Source organism: Pseudomonas sp. NPDC089996 (genome assembly GCF_044748405.1).
Lineage (GTDB): Bacteria > Pseudomonadota > Gammaproteobacteria > Pseudomonadales > Pseudomonadaceae > Aquipseudomonas.
In genome coordinates, this window is record NZ_JBIVGA010000018.1 from 21689 (window position 1) to 35546 (window position 13858).

General features: G+C 62.2%; 12 protein-coding genes. 9 read left to right on the forward strand and 3 right to left on the reverse strand.

All coding sequences use genetic code 11. The features are described 5' to 3' along the window. Window positions 1-41 precede the first annotated feature (41 nt). The gene (locus tag ACIPW4_RS24065; RefSeq protein WP_400662295.1) at window positions 42-2801 is read right to left on the reverse strand and encodes a response regulator; all 2760 of its coding nucleotides are present in this window, start codon (window positions 2799-2801) and stop codon (window positions 42-44) included. A 193-nt stretch (window positions 2802-2994) separates the two neighbouring features. On the opposite strand from ACIPW4_RS24065, the gene ACIPW4_RS24070 reads away from it, so the two are divergent. From ACIPW4_RS24070 to ACIPW4_RS24110, 9 genes are all read left to right on the forward strand, one after another. Further along, complete coding sequence (locus tag ACIPW4_RS24070; protein ID WP_400662296.1) at window positions 2995-3711, forward strand: response regulator transcription factor; 717 nt, start codon at window positions 2995-2997, stop codon at window positions 3709-3711. Between the two features lie 3 nt (window positions 3712-3714). Further along, window positions 3715-5145 (forward strand): histidine kinase sensor domain-containing protein, encoded by a 1431-nt coding sequence (locus ACIPW4_RS24075; protein WP_400662299.1) that lies wholly within the window; start codon window positions 3715-3717, stop codon window positions 5143-5145. 94 nt (window positions 5146-5239) lie between these two features. Beyond that, window positions 5240-6139: a cysteine synthase CysM gene (gene cysM, locus ACIPW4_RS24080; protein ID WP_400662302.1), complete on the forward strand. Its 900-nt coding sequence runs from the start codon at window positions 5240-5242 to the stop codon at window positions 6137-6139. Then, entirely contained in the window at window positions 6140-7498 is a 1359-nt protein-coding gene (rlmD, locus tag ACIPW4_RS24085; RefSeq protein WP_400662305.1) for a 23S rRNA (uracil(1939)-C(5))-methyltransferase RlmD, read from the forward strand. It abuts the gene before it with no gap. A 96-nt stretch (window positions 7499-7594) separates the two neighbouring features. Beyond that, window positions 7595-9835: a GTP diphosphokinase gene (relA, locus tag ACIPW4_RS24090; protein ID WP_400662308.1), complete on the forward strand. Its 2241-nt coding sequence runs from the start codon at window positions 7595-7597 to the stop codon at window positions 9833-9835. Window positions 9836-9897: 62 nt separating this feature from the next. After that, a complete protein-coding gene (gene mazG, locus ACIPW4_RS24095) occupies window positions 9898-10731 on the forward strand; it encodes a nucleoside triphosphate pyrophosphohydrolase (RefSeq protein WP_400662311.1) in 834 nt (277 codons plus the stop codon). 26 nt (window positions 10732-10757) lie between these two features. Then, the gene (locus tag ACIPW4_RS24100; RefSeq protein WP_400662314.1) at window positions 10758-11297 is read left to right on the forward strand and encodes a DUF2058 domain-containing protein; all 540 of its coding nucleotides are present in this window, start codon (window positions 10758-10760) and stop codon (window positions 11295-11297) included. A 516-nt stretch (window positions 11298-11813) separates the two neighbouring features. Beyond that, complete coding sequence (locus ACIPW4_RS24105) at window positions 11814-11897, forward strand: hypothetical protein (RefSeq protein ID WP_400662447.1); 84 nt, start codon at window positions 11814-11816, stop codon at window positions 11895-11897. A 10-nt stretch (window positions 11898-11907) separates the two neighbouring features. Next, window positions 11908-12279, forward strand: coding sequence for a hypothetical protein (locus tag ACIPW4_RS24110; protein WP_400662317.1), 372 nt, complete (start codon window positions 11908-11910; stop codon window positions 12277-12279). Between the two features lie 190 nt (window positions 12280-12469). Here the strand turns inward: ACIPW4_RS24110 and ACIPW4_RS24115 are convergent, their stop codons facing one another. Together ACIPW4_RS24115 and ACIPW4_RS24120 are read right to left on the reverse strand one after the other, a co-directional pair. Further along, a complete protein-coding gene (locus ACIPW4_RS24115) occupies window positions 12470-12652 on the reverse strand; it encodes a hypothetical protein (RefSeq protein ID WP_103449505.1) in 183 nt (60 codons plus the stop codon). Between the two features lie 494 nt (window positions 12653-13146). After that, a complete protein-coding gene (locus ACIPW4_RS24120) occupies window positions 13147-13857 on the reverse strand; it encodes a DUF3108 domain-containing protein (RefSeq protein WP_400662321.1) in 711 nt (236 codons plus the stop codon). Window position 13858 lies beyond the last annotated feature (1 nt).

The following is a 13858-nucleotide window of genomic DNA, read 5'->3' on the forward strand; positions in this document are numbered from 1 at the left end:
GGCGCGATCCCTGTGGGAGTCTGTTGCCTGCAAGGCAGGTGTCAGGCGCTCAGCCGTGCCTGCACCGCCAGACGGTTGATCGCCGCATCCAGCTCATCCAGCGCCTGCCGTGCCTGTGGGCTGTCCTGCTTGAGCAAGGTCTCGCTGCGCTGGCAGGCTGCGCGCAGCTGAGGCACGCCGCAATACCGTGAGGCACCGTTGAGCCGGTGCACCTGTTCGATCAGCGTCGCCTGGTCATCCGCCTCGCGCGCGGCGCGAATTGCCTGGCGGTCACTTTCCAGCGACGCCAGCAGCATGGCCAGCATGTCGGCCGCCAGGTCCTGCTTGCCAGCGGCCAGGCGCAAGCCTTCGTCCGGGTCCAGCACCGGCAGCTCAGGGCTGTCGCCCTGCGGCTCGCTGGTGTGCTCAAGCGGCGATGCGTCCAGGCTCAGCCCGGTCCACTTCATCAACACCTGGGCCAGCTGCCGTTCGCTGATCGGTTTGGTCAGGTAATCGTCCATGCCGCTGTGCAACAGGGCGCGTTTCTCGTTGGCCATGGCATGGGCGGTCAGGGCGACAATCGGCAGTGGGGTGCCGCTCTGGGTTTTTTCCCACAGGCGGATCTGCTCGGTACAGGCGCGGCCGTCCATGCCTGGCATCTGCACGTCCATCAGCACCAGGTCGAAGGGCTCGGCCTGTGCCGCCTTTACCGCAGCATGGCCGTTGTCGACCGCCAGCACCTCGGCGCCCAGGTCCTCGAGCAGCGTCTGCACCAACAGCAGGTTGGCGGCATTGTCGTCGACGCACAATATCTTCGCCCGGCGTTGGCCACTGCTGGCCAGCGCCGGCTCGGCCTGCGGCCGTCGGGGCTGCACCAGCTCCAGCAGCAGGCGGCGCAATTTGCGCGTGCAGGTCGGTTTGGACAGCAACTGGCCATGGCCGTTGGGCAGGTAGGGGTGGTACAGCGCCTGCTCGGTAGTCGGGCACAGCACCACGCACTGGCAGTGCAGGCGCTCCAGCTGCTGGTTGTACTGGCCGAGCTGCTCTGGTGAAAGCGTGCCGAGGTTGGCGCCGAGGACCGCGAACTCGAAAGGCATGCCGGCCTGGAACCCCGCCTGCACACCCTGCAGCAGCTGGTCGTAGGAAGCGAACAGGCTGACGCTCAGGCCGCAATCCTCGAGCTGGTGCTCCAACGCCTGGCGCGCCAGCTCATGATTGTCGACAATTGCCGCCCTGCGCCCCAGCAACGGTTGCAGCGGTTGCTCCTCGATGTCGTCGTGAGCCTTGGGCAGGCTCAGGCTGATCCAGAACTGCGAGCCTTCGCCCGGCGTGCTGTCGACGCCGATCTCACCGCCCATCTGCTCGATCAGACGCTTGGAAATCACCAGCCCCAGGCCGGTGCCACCGGGCTGGCGGGCCAGCGAGTTGTCGGCCTGGCTGAAGGCCTGGAACAAGGTGCGCACGTCCTGCGGCGACAAGCCGATGCCAGTGTCCTGCACGCTGATGCGCAACTGGGCACTGTCTTCGTGTTCGTCCTCGAGCATCGCCCGTACGACGATGGTGCCTTCACGGGTGAACTTGATCGCGTTGCTCACCAGGTTGGTGAGGATCTGCTTCAGCCGTAACGGGTCGCCGATCAGCGACGACGGCGTGTCGCGGTAGATCAGGCTGAGCAGTTCGAGCTGTTTGGCGTGGGCGGCAGGGGCGAGGATGGTCAGGGTATCCTGCACCAGGTCACGCAAGTTGAACGGAATGCTGTCGAGCACCAGCTTGCCGGCTTCGATCTTGGAGAAGTCGAGGATCTCGTTGATGATGCCCAGCAGGTTGTCGGCGGACTTCTCGATGGTGCTCAGGTAGTCCAGTTGCCGCGGCGTCATCTCGCTCTTCTGCAGCAGGTGGGTGAAGCCCAGGATGCCATTGAGCGGGGTGCGGATTTCGTGACTCATGTTGGCCAGGAACTCCGACTTGATGCGGCTTGCCTCCAGGGCCTCCTTGCGCGCCATGTCCAGCTCGATGTTCTGGATCTCGATGGTTTCCAGGTTCTGGCGCACATCCTCGGTGGCCTGGTCGATGCTGTGCTGCAGTTCCTCGTGGGCTCCGTGCAGGGTTTCGGCCATGCGGTTGATGCCGTGGGCCAGTTCGTCCAGTTCATGGCTGCCCATGGCCGGCAGGCGCTCGTCGAGGTGGCCGTCCTTGAGCTGGTTGACCGTATGCTTGATGCGTGCGATCGGGTCATTGATGGCGCGGCTCATGCGCATCGCCAGCAGGCCACTGAGGCCCAGGCAGACGAGGATCAGCAGCACGCTGGTGAACAGATTGCGGTAACCGCGCAGCAACGTGCCGTCGTGGGACAGCTCGATCTCGACCCAGCCCAGCAGGCGTTCGGCCTCGGCCGGTACGGCGTCGGTGGCCAGGTCGCGGTGGTGGCCGAATACCGGCATCAGGTAGCGGGTGGCGTCGTTGCCGGTGCGCTGCAACAGCTGCGTGCCGGTACCGCCACTGGGGGCCTGGTTGATCATGCTCGGGCCGGCGTGGGCGAGGCGGCTGCGGTCGGGGGCGAGGAAGGCCACTGCACGCACGTCGGCCTGCTCCAGGGTTTGCGCGGCAATCCGCTCCAGCTGCTCTGACGTCTGCCGTGCCAAGGCCGGTGCGGCCAGCGGTGCCAGCTGCTCGGCGAGCATCTTGCCGCGCTGCTGCAGCTGGGTGCGCAACTGGTCTTGCTGCAGCCAGGTGAAATAGCTGCCCAGCACCAGTGCCATCAGGCTGGCCGGCAGCAGTGCCAGCAGCAGCACCCGGCTTCTGATTCCCAAACGATCGAGCACACTCGCCTCCTGTGATGTGCCTGGACGCCGTCGTCGGTGCGACGGAACAAAGCGGAAAGTTACTCCGCTGGCTGCGCTAATGCACCTTTTGTATGTGATTTCGTTGCCTGGCCGAGGCGTTGGTCGCAGGGTGGTTGCCTGGAAGGTGAGCATGCTCAATAATCGCGCAACTGAGAATTGATAACAGTTGCCAATGAATCCTGAAGCTAATTACGCCTCCCGCATCCTGGCCATCGAGGACGATCCGGTCCTGGGCGCCTACCTGCACGAAGAGTTGCAGCGTGGCGGTTTCCAGGTCACGTGGTGCCGCAATGGCCTGGAAGGCCTGGAGGCGGCCGGCCGGCAAGCCTTCGACGTGGTGTTGATGGACATTCTGCTGCCTGGCCTGAATGGCCTGGACGCCTTGGCCAGGCTGCGCCAGTGCAGTGCCACGCCAGTGATCCTGATGTCGGCACTGGGCGCCGAGGCAGACCGTATCAGCGGCTTCCAGCGCGGTGCCGACGACTACCTGCCCAAGCCCTTCAGCCTGGCTGAATTGCAGGTACGGATCGAGGCGATCCTGCGTCGGGTTGCCCTCGAGCGTCGTCATCAGCCACCGCTGGAGGCTGCCGGCGACGCATTGCATTTCGACGAGAGCCTGTGTGACGTTCGCCTGGGTGGTCAGCAAGCCGGCATGACGCCGAGCGAATACCGCCTGTTCGACATCCTCTACCGTAATGTCGACGACGTGCTGAGCAAGCCCTTCCTTTATCAGCACGTCCTGCAGCGCGGCTACTCGCGGCACGACCGCAGCCTCGACATGCACGTCAGTCAGATCCGCCGCAAGCTCAAGTGTATCGGCTACCACGAGCGGCAGATCCGCACCGTGTGGGGCAAAGGCTACGTGCTCAGCGCAGCAGAGGTGGAGTAGGCCATGCTCGATCGCCATTCGCTGTTCTGGAAGCTTGCCATCCTGCTGGTGGGCTTCTGCCTGTTGATGATCGGCCTCAGCTACACCTGGGGCCGGCATATGGAAACCCAGAATGCCTTTCTCGACGAGCCGGCGCGCCAGGTCCTGGGCGACTATGCCAGCGACGCGGAAAAGGCCTGGCGCGCAGGCGGGCGCGAGGGGCTTGATCGCTGGGTGGCGGCGATGCACCAGCGTGAGCACGGCTGGGTTGGCGTGCTCGACATGCACCTGCGGCCACTCGACAGTGCCGTGCTCGGCCCTGAAGTCATGCAGCGGCTCACCCGCTTGCGGGGCGTCGATTGGCCCATGAGCCGGCGCAGCGTCGACCAGCCCTGGTTGCGCATTCCGTTCCCCGGCGCACCGGAGCAGGGCATGCTGGTGATCGAGCTGCCGCAACGGCTCAATCCGGGCCACTACCGGCTGGTCTGGCAGATCGTTACCAACGGCATCATCCCGGGCCTGTTCACCTTGCTGCTGTGCGTCGGTCTGTACCGCATGCTGATCGTACCGCTCAACCAACTGCGCGAGCAGGCCAACGCCTGGCGCGCCGACCAGCTTCGCGCACGCCTCGATTCACGCACTACAGCCCGGCACGACGAGCTGGGGGAACTGGCCCGTGCCTTCGACCAGATGGCCGAGCGGCTGCAAGGTACCGTGATGATGCAGCAGCAACTGCTGCGCGACCTGTCCCATGAAATGCGCACCCCGCTCAGCCGCCTGCGCGTGGCCTGCGACGGCGAGACTGACCTGGCGCGACTGCGTGAGCGCCTGGGCCGTGAGGTGGACGGCATGCAGCAGCTGGTCGAAAACACGCTGCAGCTGGCCTGGCAGGATGCCGAACGCGCGCCGATGAACCTGGAGCCGATTCAGGTCCAGGCGCTGTGGGACCTGCTGAGCGAAGACGCCAGCTACGAAAGCGGCTGGTCGCCCGAGCGGTTGCGCTGCGAACTGCCGGCTAACTGCTGGGTGCAGGGCAACCTCAATCACCTGGCCCAGGCCCTGGAGAACATGCTGCGCAATGCCATCCGCCATTCGCCGGAAAACGGCCTGGTGCGGTTGAGCGGGCAGCGCGAGGGCGGGTATTGGCGTTTGTGGCTGGAAGATGAGGGCGGGGGCGTGGCTGATGAGGACCTGGAGCGGATTTTTGCACCGTTCTCCCGGCTCGATGGGTCGCGACCGGGTGATGGCGGATTTGGCCTGGGGCTGAGCATTGCCCGCAGTGCGATCCAGCGTCAGGGCGGGACCTTGTGGGCGGAAAACGGCAAGCGCGGGCTGCGGTTGTGCATGAGGTTGCCGATTCATCTGCCGGCCCCTTCGCGGGCACGCCCGCTCCCACAGGGCTGCGCGGTCCCTGTGGGAGCGGGCGTGCCCGCGAAGCAGGCGACTCCGTTATAGCGTGTAGCTATAGCGACCACAGATTGCGTGATATGGCCGCGAAGGGTTTGCCGGTATGATAGGCACCCCTGCCGTCCGGATTGTGAAATACGCCATGACCTTGCAGTACCCAACCATCGCCGATTGCGTCGGCAATACGCCCCTGGTTCGCCTGCAGCGCATTGCTGGCGACACCAGCAACACCCTCCTGCTCAAGCTCGAAGGTAACAATCCAGCCGGCTCGGTGAAGGACCGCCCGGCGCTGTCGATGATCACCCGCGCCGAACTGCGCGGCCAGATCAAGCCAGGCGACACCTTGATCGAAGCCACCTCCGGCAACACTGGCATTGCCCTGGCGATGGCAGCGGCGATCAAGGGATACAAGATGATCCTGATCATGCCCGACAACTCCACCGCCGAGCGCAAGGCGGCGATGACCGCCTACGGCGCCGAGCTGATCCTGGTGACCAAGGAAGAGGGCATGGAAGGCGCCCGCGACCTCGCCGAGAAACTGCAGGCCGAAGGCCGCGGCCTGGTCCTCGACCAGTTCGCCAACGGCGACAATCCGATCGCTCACTACAGCAGCACCGGCCCGGAGATCTGGCAGCAGACCCAGGGCAGCATTACCCATTTCGTCAGCTCCATGGGTACTACCGGCACCATCATGGGTTGCTCGCAGTACCTCAAGGAGCAGAACCCCAATGTGCAGATCGTCGGCCTGCAGCCGATGGAGGGCTCGGCCATCCCGGGCATCCGTCGCTGGCCCGAGGAATATTTGCCAAAGATCTTCGATGCCACCCGCGTCGACGTTGTGATGGACATGTCCCAACAGGAAGCCGAAGACACCACGCGCCGCCTCGCTCGCGAGGAGGGCATTTTCTGTGGTGTGTCTTCCGGTGGTGCGGTGGCAGCCATGCTGCGCTTGTCCCGCGAACTGGAAAACGCCGTGCTGGTCGCGATTATCTGTGACCGCGGCGACCGTTATCTATCCACCGGCCTGTTCGACCCGAGCTAAATGTCCAAGAAAAAAAGCAACAGCGGCCTGCGCTTCCAGCCGGCCGGCGGCAACCGCACGCCGCAGGTCCCCGTGGGCAAGAAGCAGCGCCTGGATATCGAGCGCCTGGCCGGTGACGGCCGCGGCATCGCCTTCGTCGAGGGCCGCACCTGGTTCGTCAGTGGTGCCTTGGCCGGCGAGGCGGTCGAAGCGCGCGTGCTCAACGCCCGTGGCAAGGTGGTCGAGGCGCGCCTGGAGCGGGTGCTGCAGGCCAGCCCCGAGCGCCGCCAGGCGCCGTGCCGCCACTATGAGCGTTGCGGCGGCTGCAACCTGCAGCACCTGCCCCACGACGCCCAGCTGGCGCTCAAGCAGCGCACCCTGGCGGAGCAGCTGCAGCGGGTGGCCGGAGTGCAGCCTGAAGCGTGGGCCGCGCCCCTGAGCGGGCCAGAATTCGGCTACCGGCGCCGGGCCCGGGTGGCGGTGCGCTGGGACGTGAAGGCAAAGTACCTGGAGGTCGGCTTCCGCGCCGAAGCCAGTCAGGAAATTGTCTCCATCGATGACTGCGCCGTGCTGGTACAGCCTTTGCAAACTATTCTTCGCCATTTGCCGACCGTGTTGCGTTCGCTGGCCAAACCGCAGGCGATCGGCCACGTGGAGTTGTTCAGTGGTACCGCCGAAGCCGTGCTGGTGCGCCATGTGGCCCCCCTGCCGGCGGACGACCTGGCACGCCTTCAGGCATTCTGCGACGAGGCCGGGGCGCAGCTCTGGCTGCAAGGCGAGGGTGAGCCGGCACCTGTGGATGCCGAGGCAAAACTGGGCTTTGCCCTGGAGCCTTGGCAGCTGGAATTGGCCTGGCGCCCGGGCGATTTCGTCCAGGTCAACGCCCAGGTAAACACGGCGATGATCGAGCAGGCCCTGGCCTGGCTCGCACCGCAGGCTGACGAGCGTGTGCTGGACCTGTTCTGCGGCCTGGGCAACTTCGCCCTGCCGCTGGCTCGCCGGGCACGTGAGGTGGTGGCGGTGGAAGGTGTGCAGGCCATGGTCGATCGGGCTGCGGCCAATGCCCGGAACAACGATGTGCATAACGCCGCGTTTTTTCAGGCCGATTTATCGCAGCCTTTGGCAGGGGCCGGATGGGCCGCCGAAGGCTTTTCTGCGGTACTCTTGGATCCACCGCGTGACGGTGCTTACGAGGTGGTGCAAGGCATCGCCCGCCTCAACGCCAAGCGCTTGGTGTACGTATCGTGCAACCCGGCCACGCTGGCGCGAGACGCCCAGGTGCTGGTCGGTCAAGGGTACCGGTTAAAAAGGGCCGGGATTCTCGACATGTTTCCTCAGACGGCGCATGTCGAAGCCATGGCGTTATTCGAAGCGGGCTAGCAGGCTGGCCCCTTGGTGCAGCTTCCACGGAAGCGAAGCTGTACGGTGATAGCCAGCGCACCCGGGTGGTGCGCTGTATGGAAAGGTAAAACAAAGATGGTACAGGTGAGAGTGCACCAGCCGGTCAACACGGACGGCAGTATCAATCTCGAAGCATGGCTGGATCATGTGGTGAGCGTCGATTCGGCACTGGATCGCGTGGCACTGAAAGAAGCCTGCGAGTTCACCCAGGAAATCGAAAAGAAGGGCAACCCGGCCAAGCATTCGTGGGCCGATGGCACCTCCAGTTTTCAGGCTGGCCTGGAAATCGCCGAAATCCTTGCCGACCTCAAGCTCGACCAGGATTCATTGGTCGCGGCGGTGATCTATCGCTCGGTACGTGAAGGCAAGGTGACCCTCGCCGAAGTCGGCCAGCGCTTTGGCCCGGTGGTGTCCAAGCTGATCGACGGCGTGCTGCGCATGGCTGCCATCAGTGCCAGCCTCAGCCCGCGCCAGTCACTGGTGCTGGGCTCGCAGGCGCAGGTCGAGAACCTGCGCAAGATGCTCGTGGCCATGGTCGACGACGTGCGTGTGGCGCTGATCAAGCTGGCCGAGCGTACCTGCGCGATCCGGGCGGTGAAAGCCGCCGATGACGAAAAACGCCTGCGCGTGGCGCGCGAGGTGTTCGACATCTATGCACCGCTGGCCCACCGGCTGGGCATCGGCCACATCAAGTGGGAGCTGGAAGACCTGTCCTTCCGCTACCTGGAGCCTGACCAGTACAAGCAGATCGCCAAGCTGTTGCACGAGCGCCGGCTGGACCGTGAACGCTTCATCAGCGATGTGATGAACCAGCTGCAGAACGAGTTGCTGGCCACCGGCGTCAAGGCCGACATCAGCGGCCGGGCGAAACACATCTATTCGATCTGGCGCAAGATGCAGCGCAAAGGCCTGGAATTCAGCCAGATCTACGATGTGCGTGCGGTGCGGGTGCTGGTGCCGGAGGTGCGCGACTGCTACACCGCACTGGGTATCGTGCACACCCTGTGGCGGCACATCCCCAAGGAGTTCGACGACTACATCGCCAACCCCAAGGAAAACGGCTACCGCTCGCTGCATACCGCGGTGATCGGCCCCGAGGGCAAGGTACTGGAAGTGCAGATCCGTACCCACGGCATGCACGAAGAAGCCGAGCTCGGCGTCTGCGCCCACTGGCGCTACAAAGGCACCGACGTCAAACCAAGCTCCAACCATTACGAAGAGAAGATCTCTTGGTTGCGCCAGGTACTCGAATGGCATGAGGAGCTGGGCGACATCGGTGGCCTGGCCGAGCAATTGCGGGTCGATATCGAACCCGACCGGGTCTACGTGTTCACCCCGGATGGCCACGCCATCGACCTGCCCAAGGGTGCCACGCCGCTGGACTTTGCCTATCGCGTGCACACCGAGATCGGCCACAACTGCCGTGGCGCCAAGATCAACGGGCGCATCGTGCCGCTCAACTACAGCCTGCAGACCGGCGAGCAGGTGGAGATCATCACCAGCAAGCACGGCAACCCTAGCCGTGACTGGCTGAACTCCAACCTGGGCTACGTCACCACCTCGCGGGCCCGGGCCAAGATCGTCCACTGGTTCAAGCTGCAGGCGCGAGACCAGAACGTCGCTGCCGGCAAGACCTTGCTCGAGCGCGAGCTCAGCCGCCTGGGCCTGCCGCAGGTGGACTTCGAGCGCCTGGCCGAGAAGACCAACGTCAAGACCGCCGAGGACATGTTCGCCTCGCTCGGTGCCGGTGACCTGCGCCTGGCGCACCTGGTCAACGCTGCTCAGCAGTTGCTCGAGCCCGAGCGCATCGAGCAGATCGAGCTGATACAGCGCAAGCCTACTGGCCCGCGTACTGGCAAGCGTGGCGACATCCAGATTCAGGGCGTCGGCAACCTGCTTACGCAAATGGCCGGCTGCTGCCAGCCGCTGCCAGGCGATGCCATCGTCGGCTACATTACTCAGGGCCGCGGCGTCAGTATCCATCGCCAGGACTGCGCCTCGGCGCTGCAACTGGCCGGTCGTGAGCCGGAGCGGATGATCCAGGTGAGCTGGGGGCCGATTCCGGTGCAGACCTACCCGGTCGACATCGTCATCCGCGCCTACGACCGCCCAGGGCTGCTGCGCGACGTGTCGCAGGTGCTGCTGAACGAGAAGATCAACGTGCTGGCGGTCAACACCCGCTCGAACAAGGAAGACAACACCGCGCTGATGTCGCTGACCATCGAAATTCCGGGCCTGGATGCGTTGGGGCGCTTGCTGGGCAGGATTTCGCAGTTGCCGAACATCATCGAAACACGGCGTAATCGTACCCCTTGAGACCGCGGCGCCTGCTTCGCGGGTAAACCCGCGAAGAAGGGACCACCGAAGGACCTGCTTAAATGACCTACACCCTCGAAGACCTGTTGCACCTCATGGCCCGCCTGCGTGACCCGCAGTACGGCTGCCCGTGGGACCTGAAGCAGGACTACGCGAGCATCGTCCCGCACACCATCGAAGAAGCATACGAAGTCGCCGACACCATCGAACGCGGCGATTTCGAGCACCTGCAGGGTGAGCTGGGCGACCTGTTGTTCCAAGTGGTCTACTACAGCCAGCTGGCCCGGGAAGAAGGGCGTTTCGAGTTCGATGGCGTGGTCGACAGCATCACCCGCAAGCTGATCCGCCGTCATCCCCATGTGTTCCCGACCGGCGAGCTGTACGCGCCGCTGGACACCCCCAGCCTGAACGAGGCCCAGGTCAAGTCACGCTGGGAGGAAATCAAGGCCGAGGAACGCGCCGAGAAAAGCACCCCCGAACAACTGTCGCTGCTCGATGATGTACCGGCAGCATTGCCTGCTCTGTCGCGGGCGGCCAAACTGCAGAAGCGCGCGGCCACCGTCGGTTTCGACTGGCCAGCGGCACTGCCGGTGCTGGACAAGGTGCGCGAGGAGCTCGACGAAGTGTTGCAGGCCATGGCCGACAACGACGCCGACGCGCTTGAAGATGAAGTCGGCGACCTGCTGTTTGCCGCCGTGAACCTGGCCCGCCACCTCAAGCAAGACCCGGAAAACGCCCTGCGCCGCGCCAACCGCAAGTTCGAGCGGCGTTTCCGCTTCATCGAACAGGCATTGCGCGACAGTGGCCGGCCGATCGAAGATTGTAACCTTGATGAGCTGGACGCCCTCTGGGGCGAAGCCAAACGTCAGGAAAAGAACCTGCCCAGCTGCGGCTGAGCTGTTGCATAAGTGAGTGAACATTCATGAGCCTTTCCCTTCGCGACCAATTGCTCAAAGCCGGTCTGGTCAACCAGAAACAGGTCTCGCAGACCAACAAAGCCGAAAAGAAACAGAAACGCCTGGAGCACAAGGGCCAGGTCGACGTCGACGACAGTCAGCAGCGCATCGCCAAGGAAGCGATGGCCGAGAAGGCCAAGCGTGACCAGGAGCTGAATCGCCAGCAGCAGGAAAAGGCCGAGCAGAAGGCCCGTGCGGCGCAGATCAAGCAGTTGATCGAAGCCACCCGCTTGCCCAAGCTGACCACCGAGGACTACTTCAACTTCGTCGACGACAAGAAGGTCAAGCGCATTGCCGTCAACGCCCTGATGCGCAGCCGCCTGAGCAACGGCGCGCTGGCGATCGTTTCCCACGCAGGGGGCTACGAAGTGATCCCGCGCGAGGCGGCGGTGAAGATCCAGGAGCGCGACCCGAACCGCATCCTGCTGCTCAATACCCATGTCGAGGAGGCGGACGAGGACGATCCGTACGCGGCCTACAAGATCCCTGATGATCTGATGTGGTAAGCAGGAAAGACCGCGCTTAGGCGGCAAAGCTGTTCACTGAGACTTGAGTGACCTAGCCGAGGTTTTTAGAAAATCCGATATCAGCTAACTGGTGTCGGATTTTTTATGCCTATTCAGCAGACATTGGTCGGCATCTGGAGCTGTGACTGAAGCAGGTAAACAACTGAACGGGCTTTCTCGTAGGCAGGCATAGTCATGCGGCGATTTTTCCTACAACTCCTTGCGATCAGGTCCTACATCAACAAGGCAATCGGCCCCCTAGAATGTTGATTTTTAGCCTGGTCTAGCAAGGAGCTACTATGTCGTTTGATGCTTGCACGCAGATTATGAAAGGCAAATAAACTGAAACATACGTATTTAAAGTTGGCGCTACCGCTGTAGAAGTATTTGGTGTGTTACGGGCAACCGGCCAGGTTATTGGTCTTGCTACTGAGTTTGTGATGCTATTATCTACTGCATCTATCTATAGCGTTAGGATAGGGTATTTATCGATCGGCACAGAGCACGCCAGTCAGCATGACAAAAGTGAGGGTGGTAGTAAAGTTCATTGAATATAACTATATGCCAAGGTATATCCTTACTGCGTTCCCCATTCCCTAAGGTGGTTTCGATGCGTGGCTATATGGAATTAGTAGATTTCATGAAGGCATTGGGTGATGGCCTGCTCGTTTACTTGCCCGATGATCAGCGGGTGGGGCAGCTCAGTGTCGAGGAAATAATTGAACAGTGGATGGCTAAAAAATCGTATTTCTCTGCGCGTGCTTTGAGGAAAGACATTGCAATTTATATCGCGCTCCAGAAATCCGGAGATTTCACTGTTGATGAAATACTGTCGTGGTACGATCTCTCTTTCATACCTGAACGATTCGGCGTTGAAGAAAATGTTTTCTTCACTCGTATTCTTGGGCTGATTGAATCTCATGTTGCCAAAAAGAAAAAGGCCCTTCTGGCTAAATGTTGTGTATGGCTACGTTGTCGATGAACATCTACGCGGGGAGTTCTATTGGCCGCCGCACTAAGGGAGTGAGCGGTAGCTTATAAAATGACGTAAAAACCCGACGCCAGCTAACTGACATCGGATTTTTACCAGATCGACCTGAACTCAAAACACTCAAGTGAACAGCATTACCGCCCAAGCGGTAACTTTACTGAAAGACTGTGTCATTGTAGGGTCATTGAGTCGTGCGCTGGTTTTCCAGCTCTTCAAGCTCTGCCCGGTACTGGTGAGCTTCATGTTCCTGGTGGAACATACCTACCAGTTGCCCTTGCTGGTGCACATCCCAGATCCGCACGCCAGCGGCCAGGCCTTCGTGGGACATTTTCGATTCGTCGCGTTCGGTTACTTGGACTGTCATCGGTAAACTCCACTGCTTGAGTTGGCTGCGACACTGTGTCGCACAACCCCTTTATAGAGTTTGATAGCAGGCTAAGTAAATAAAACGCACATGAAACAATCTTCATGACCGTCCGAACGCGGTCAATTTGTAGGAGCGGCCTTGTGTCGCGAAAGGGCTGCGCAGCAGCCCCGACAATCGTGTGGTGGAACCGAGATTGTGGGGCCGCTTCGCGCCCCTTTCGCGACACAAGGCCGCTCCTACACGTTGATCGCTTCCGGGCACAAAAGCCCCGCATAGGCGTAATGCTGTTCAATTAAGCAATTGGGGCCGCTCTGCGGCCCATCGCAGGCAAGCCAGCTCCTACAGGTACAGCGCAGATTTCAAGATGTGCGCGGTCCTGTAGGGGCTGGCTTGCCTGCTTGGGGCTGCGAAGCAGCCCCAAGCAGTGTGAGATCAACTCAAGTGAACAGCATTACCGCGTAGGCGGGGCTTGGGGTATAGCGGGTACCGGATCAGTTACCCTTCACCGACTTGCCGTCTACCGTGCCATCCTGCAGCACGATCACGTACTCCTTGCCATCGGTTTCGACCTGGCGCAACTGCACCAGCAGGTAGTCCCAGTCCTTGGCGAACCACAGCTCGGTGATGCGCTTGCTCTGGCTCGGGTCGCGCACGCGCTCGACCTTGACCGCATCGACCTGGCCGGTCTTGGTGGTGACTTTCTCGGTGCCCAGTACGCGGAAGTCGTAGGTGTCGATCTCGTCACCGTCGACCACCTGATAGGTCATGCTCTTCTTGCCGGCCGCCACATCGTGCTGCAGGGCCAGTTGGTAGGAAGACTTGTCCAGCACGCCGCGGTTGAGCGGCAGGCTGATCGCATCACCGCGGTCGCTGCCGGTGATCTTCTTGCCAGTCCAGTCGAAAGTCAGGTCGACCTTCTTGGCCTTGCCCAGGCCGCCACGCTCGAAGTGGTACTTCTGCGGCAGCAGGGTGTCATTGTCCATACGCAGAGTGCTTTGCTCGGTCAGGCTGGCGATCATCATGGAAGCCTTGAAATCAAGGTCCCAGGTCCCGTTGGCATTCTTGACCAGGCTGCGCTCGGCGGTACCGCTCATGGGCAGTTGTTTCCAGTCGGCGGTGTAGCTTGCCGAGAACGGCTTCAGGTCGGCTGCCTGGAGGGGCAGGGCGAGCACGGCGAGAGCCAATAGCAGGGCGCGACGCATA

Excerpts from the sequence above, each read along its gene's own strand:
- ACIPW4_RS24070 (WP_400662296.1), top strand. The coding sequence starts at position 2,995 with ATGAATCCTGAAGCTAATTACGCCTCCCGCATCCTGGCCATCGAGGAC.
- ACIPW4_RS24075 (WP_400662299.1), top strand. The coding sequence starts at position 3,715 with ATGCTCGATCGCCATTCGCTGTTCTGGAAGCTTGCCATCCTGCTGGTG.
- cysM (WP_400662302.1), top strand. The coding sequence starts at position 5,240 with ATGACCTTGCAGTACCCAACCATCGCCGATTGCGTCGGCAATACGCCC.
- rlmD (WP_400662305.1), top strand. The coding sequence starts at position 6,140 with ATGTCCAAGAAAAAAAGCAACAGCGGCCTGCGCTTCCAGCCGGCCGGC.
- relA (WP_400662308.1), top strand. The coding sequence starts at position 7,595 with ATGGTACAGGTGAGAGTGCACCAGCCGGTCAACACGGACGGCAGTATC.
- mazG (WP_400662311.1), top strand. The coding sequence starts at position 9,898 with ATGACCTACACCCTCGAAGACCTGTTGCACCTCATGGCCCGCCTGCGT.
- ACIPW4_RS24100 (WP_400662314.1), top strand. The coding sequence starts at position 10,758 with ATGAGCCTTTCCCTTCGCGACCAATTGCTCAAAGCCGGTCTGGTCAAC.
- ACIPW4_RS24105 (WP_400662447.1), top strand. The coding sequence starts at position 11,814 with ATGACAAAAGTGAGGGTGGTAGTAAAGTTCATTGAATATAACTATATG.
- ACIPW4_RS24110 (WP_400662317.1), top strand. The coding sequence starts at position 11,908 with ATGCGTGGCTATATGGAATTAGTAGATTTCATGAAGGCATTGGGTGAT.
- ACIPW4_RS24115 (WP_103449505.1), bottom strand. The coding sequence starts at position 12,652 with ATGACAGTCCAAGTAACCGAACGCGACGAATCGAAAATGTCCCACGAA.
- ACIPW4_RS24120 (WP_400662321.1), bottom strand. The coding sequence starts at position 13,857 with ATGCGTCGCGCCCTGCTATTGGCTCTCGCCGTGCTCGCCCTGCCCCTC.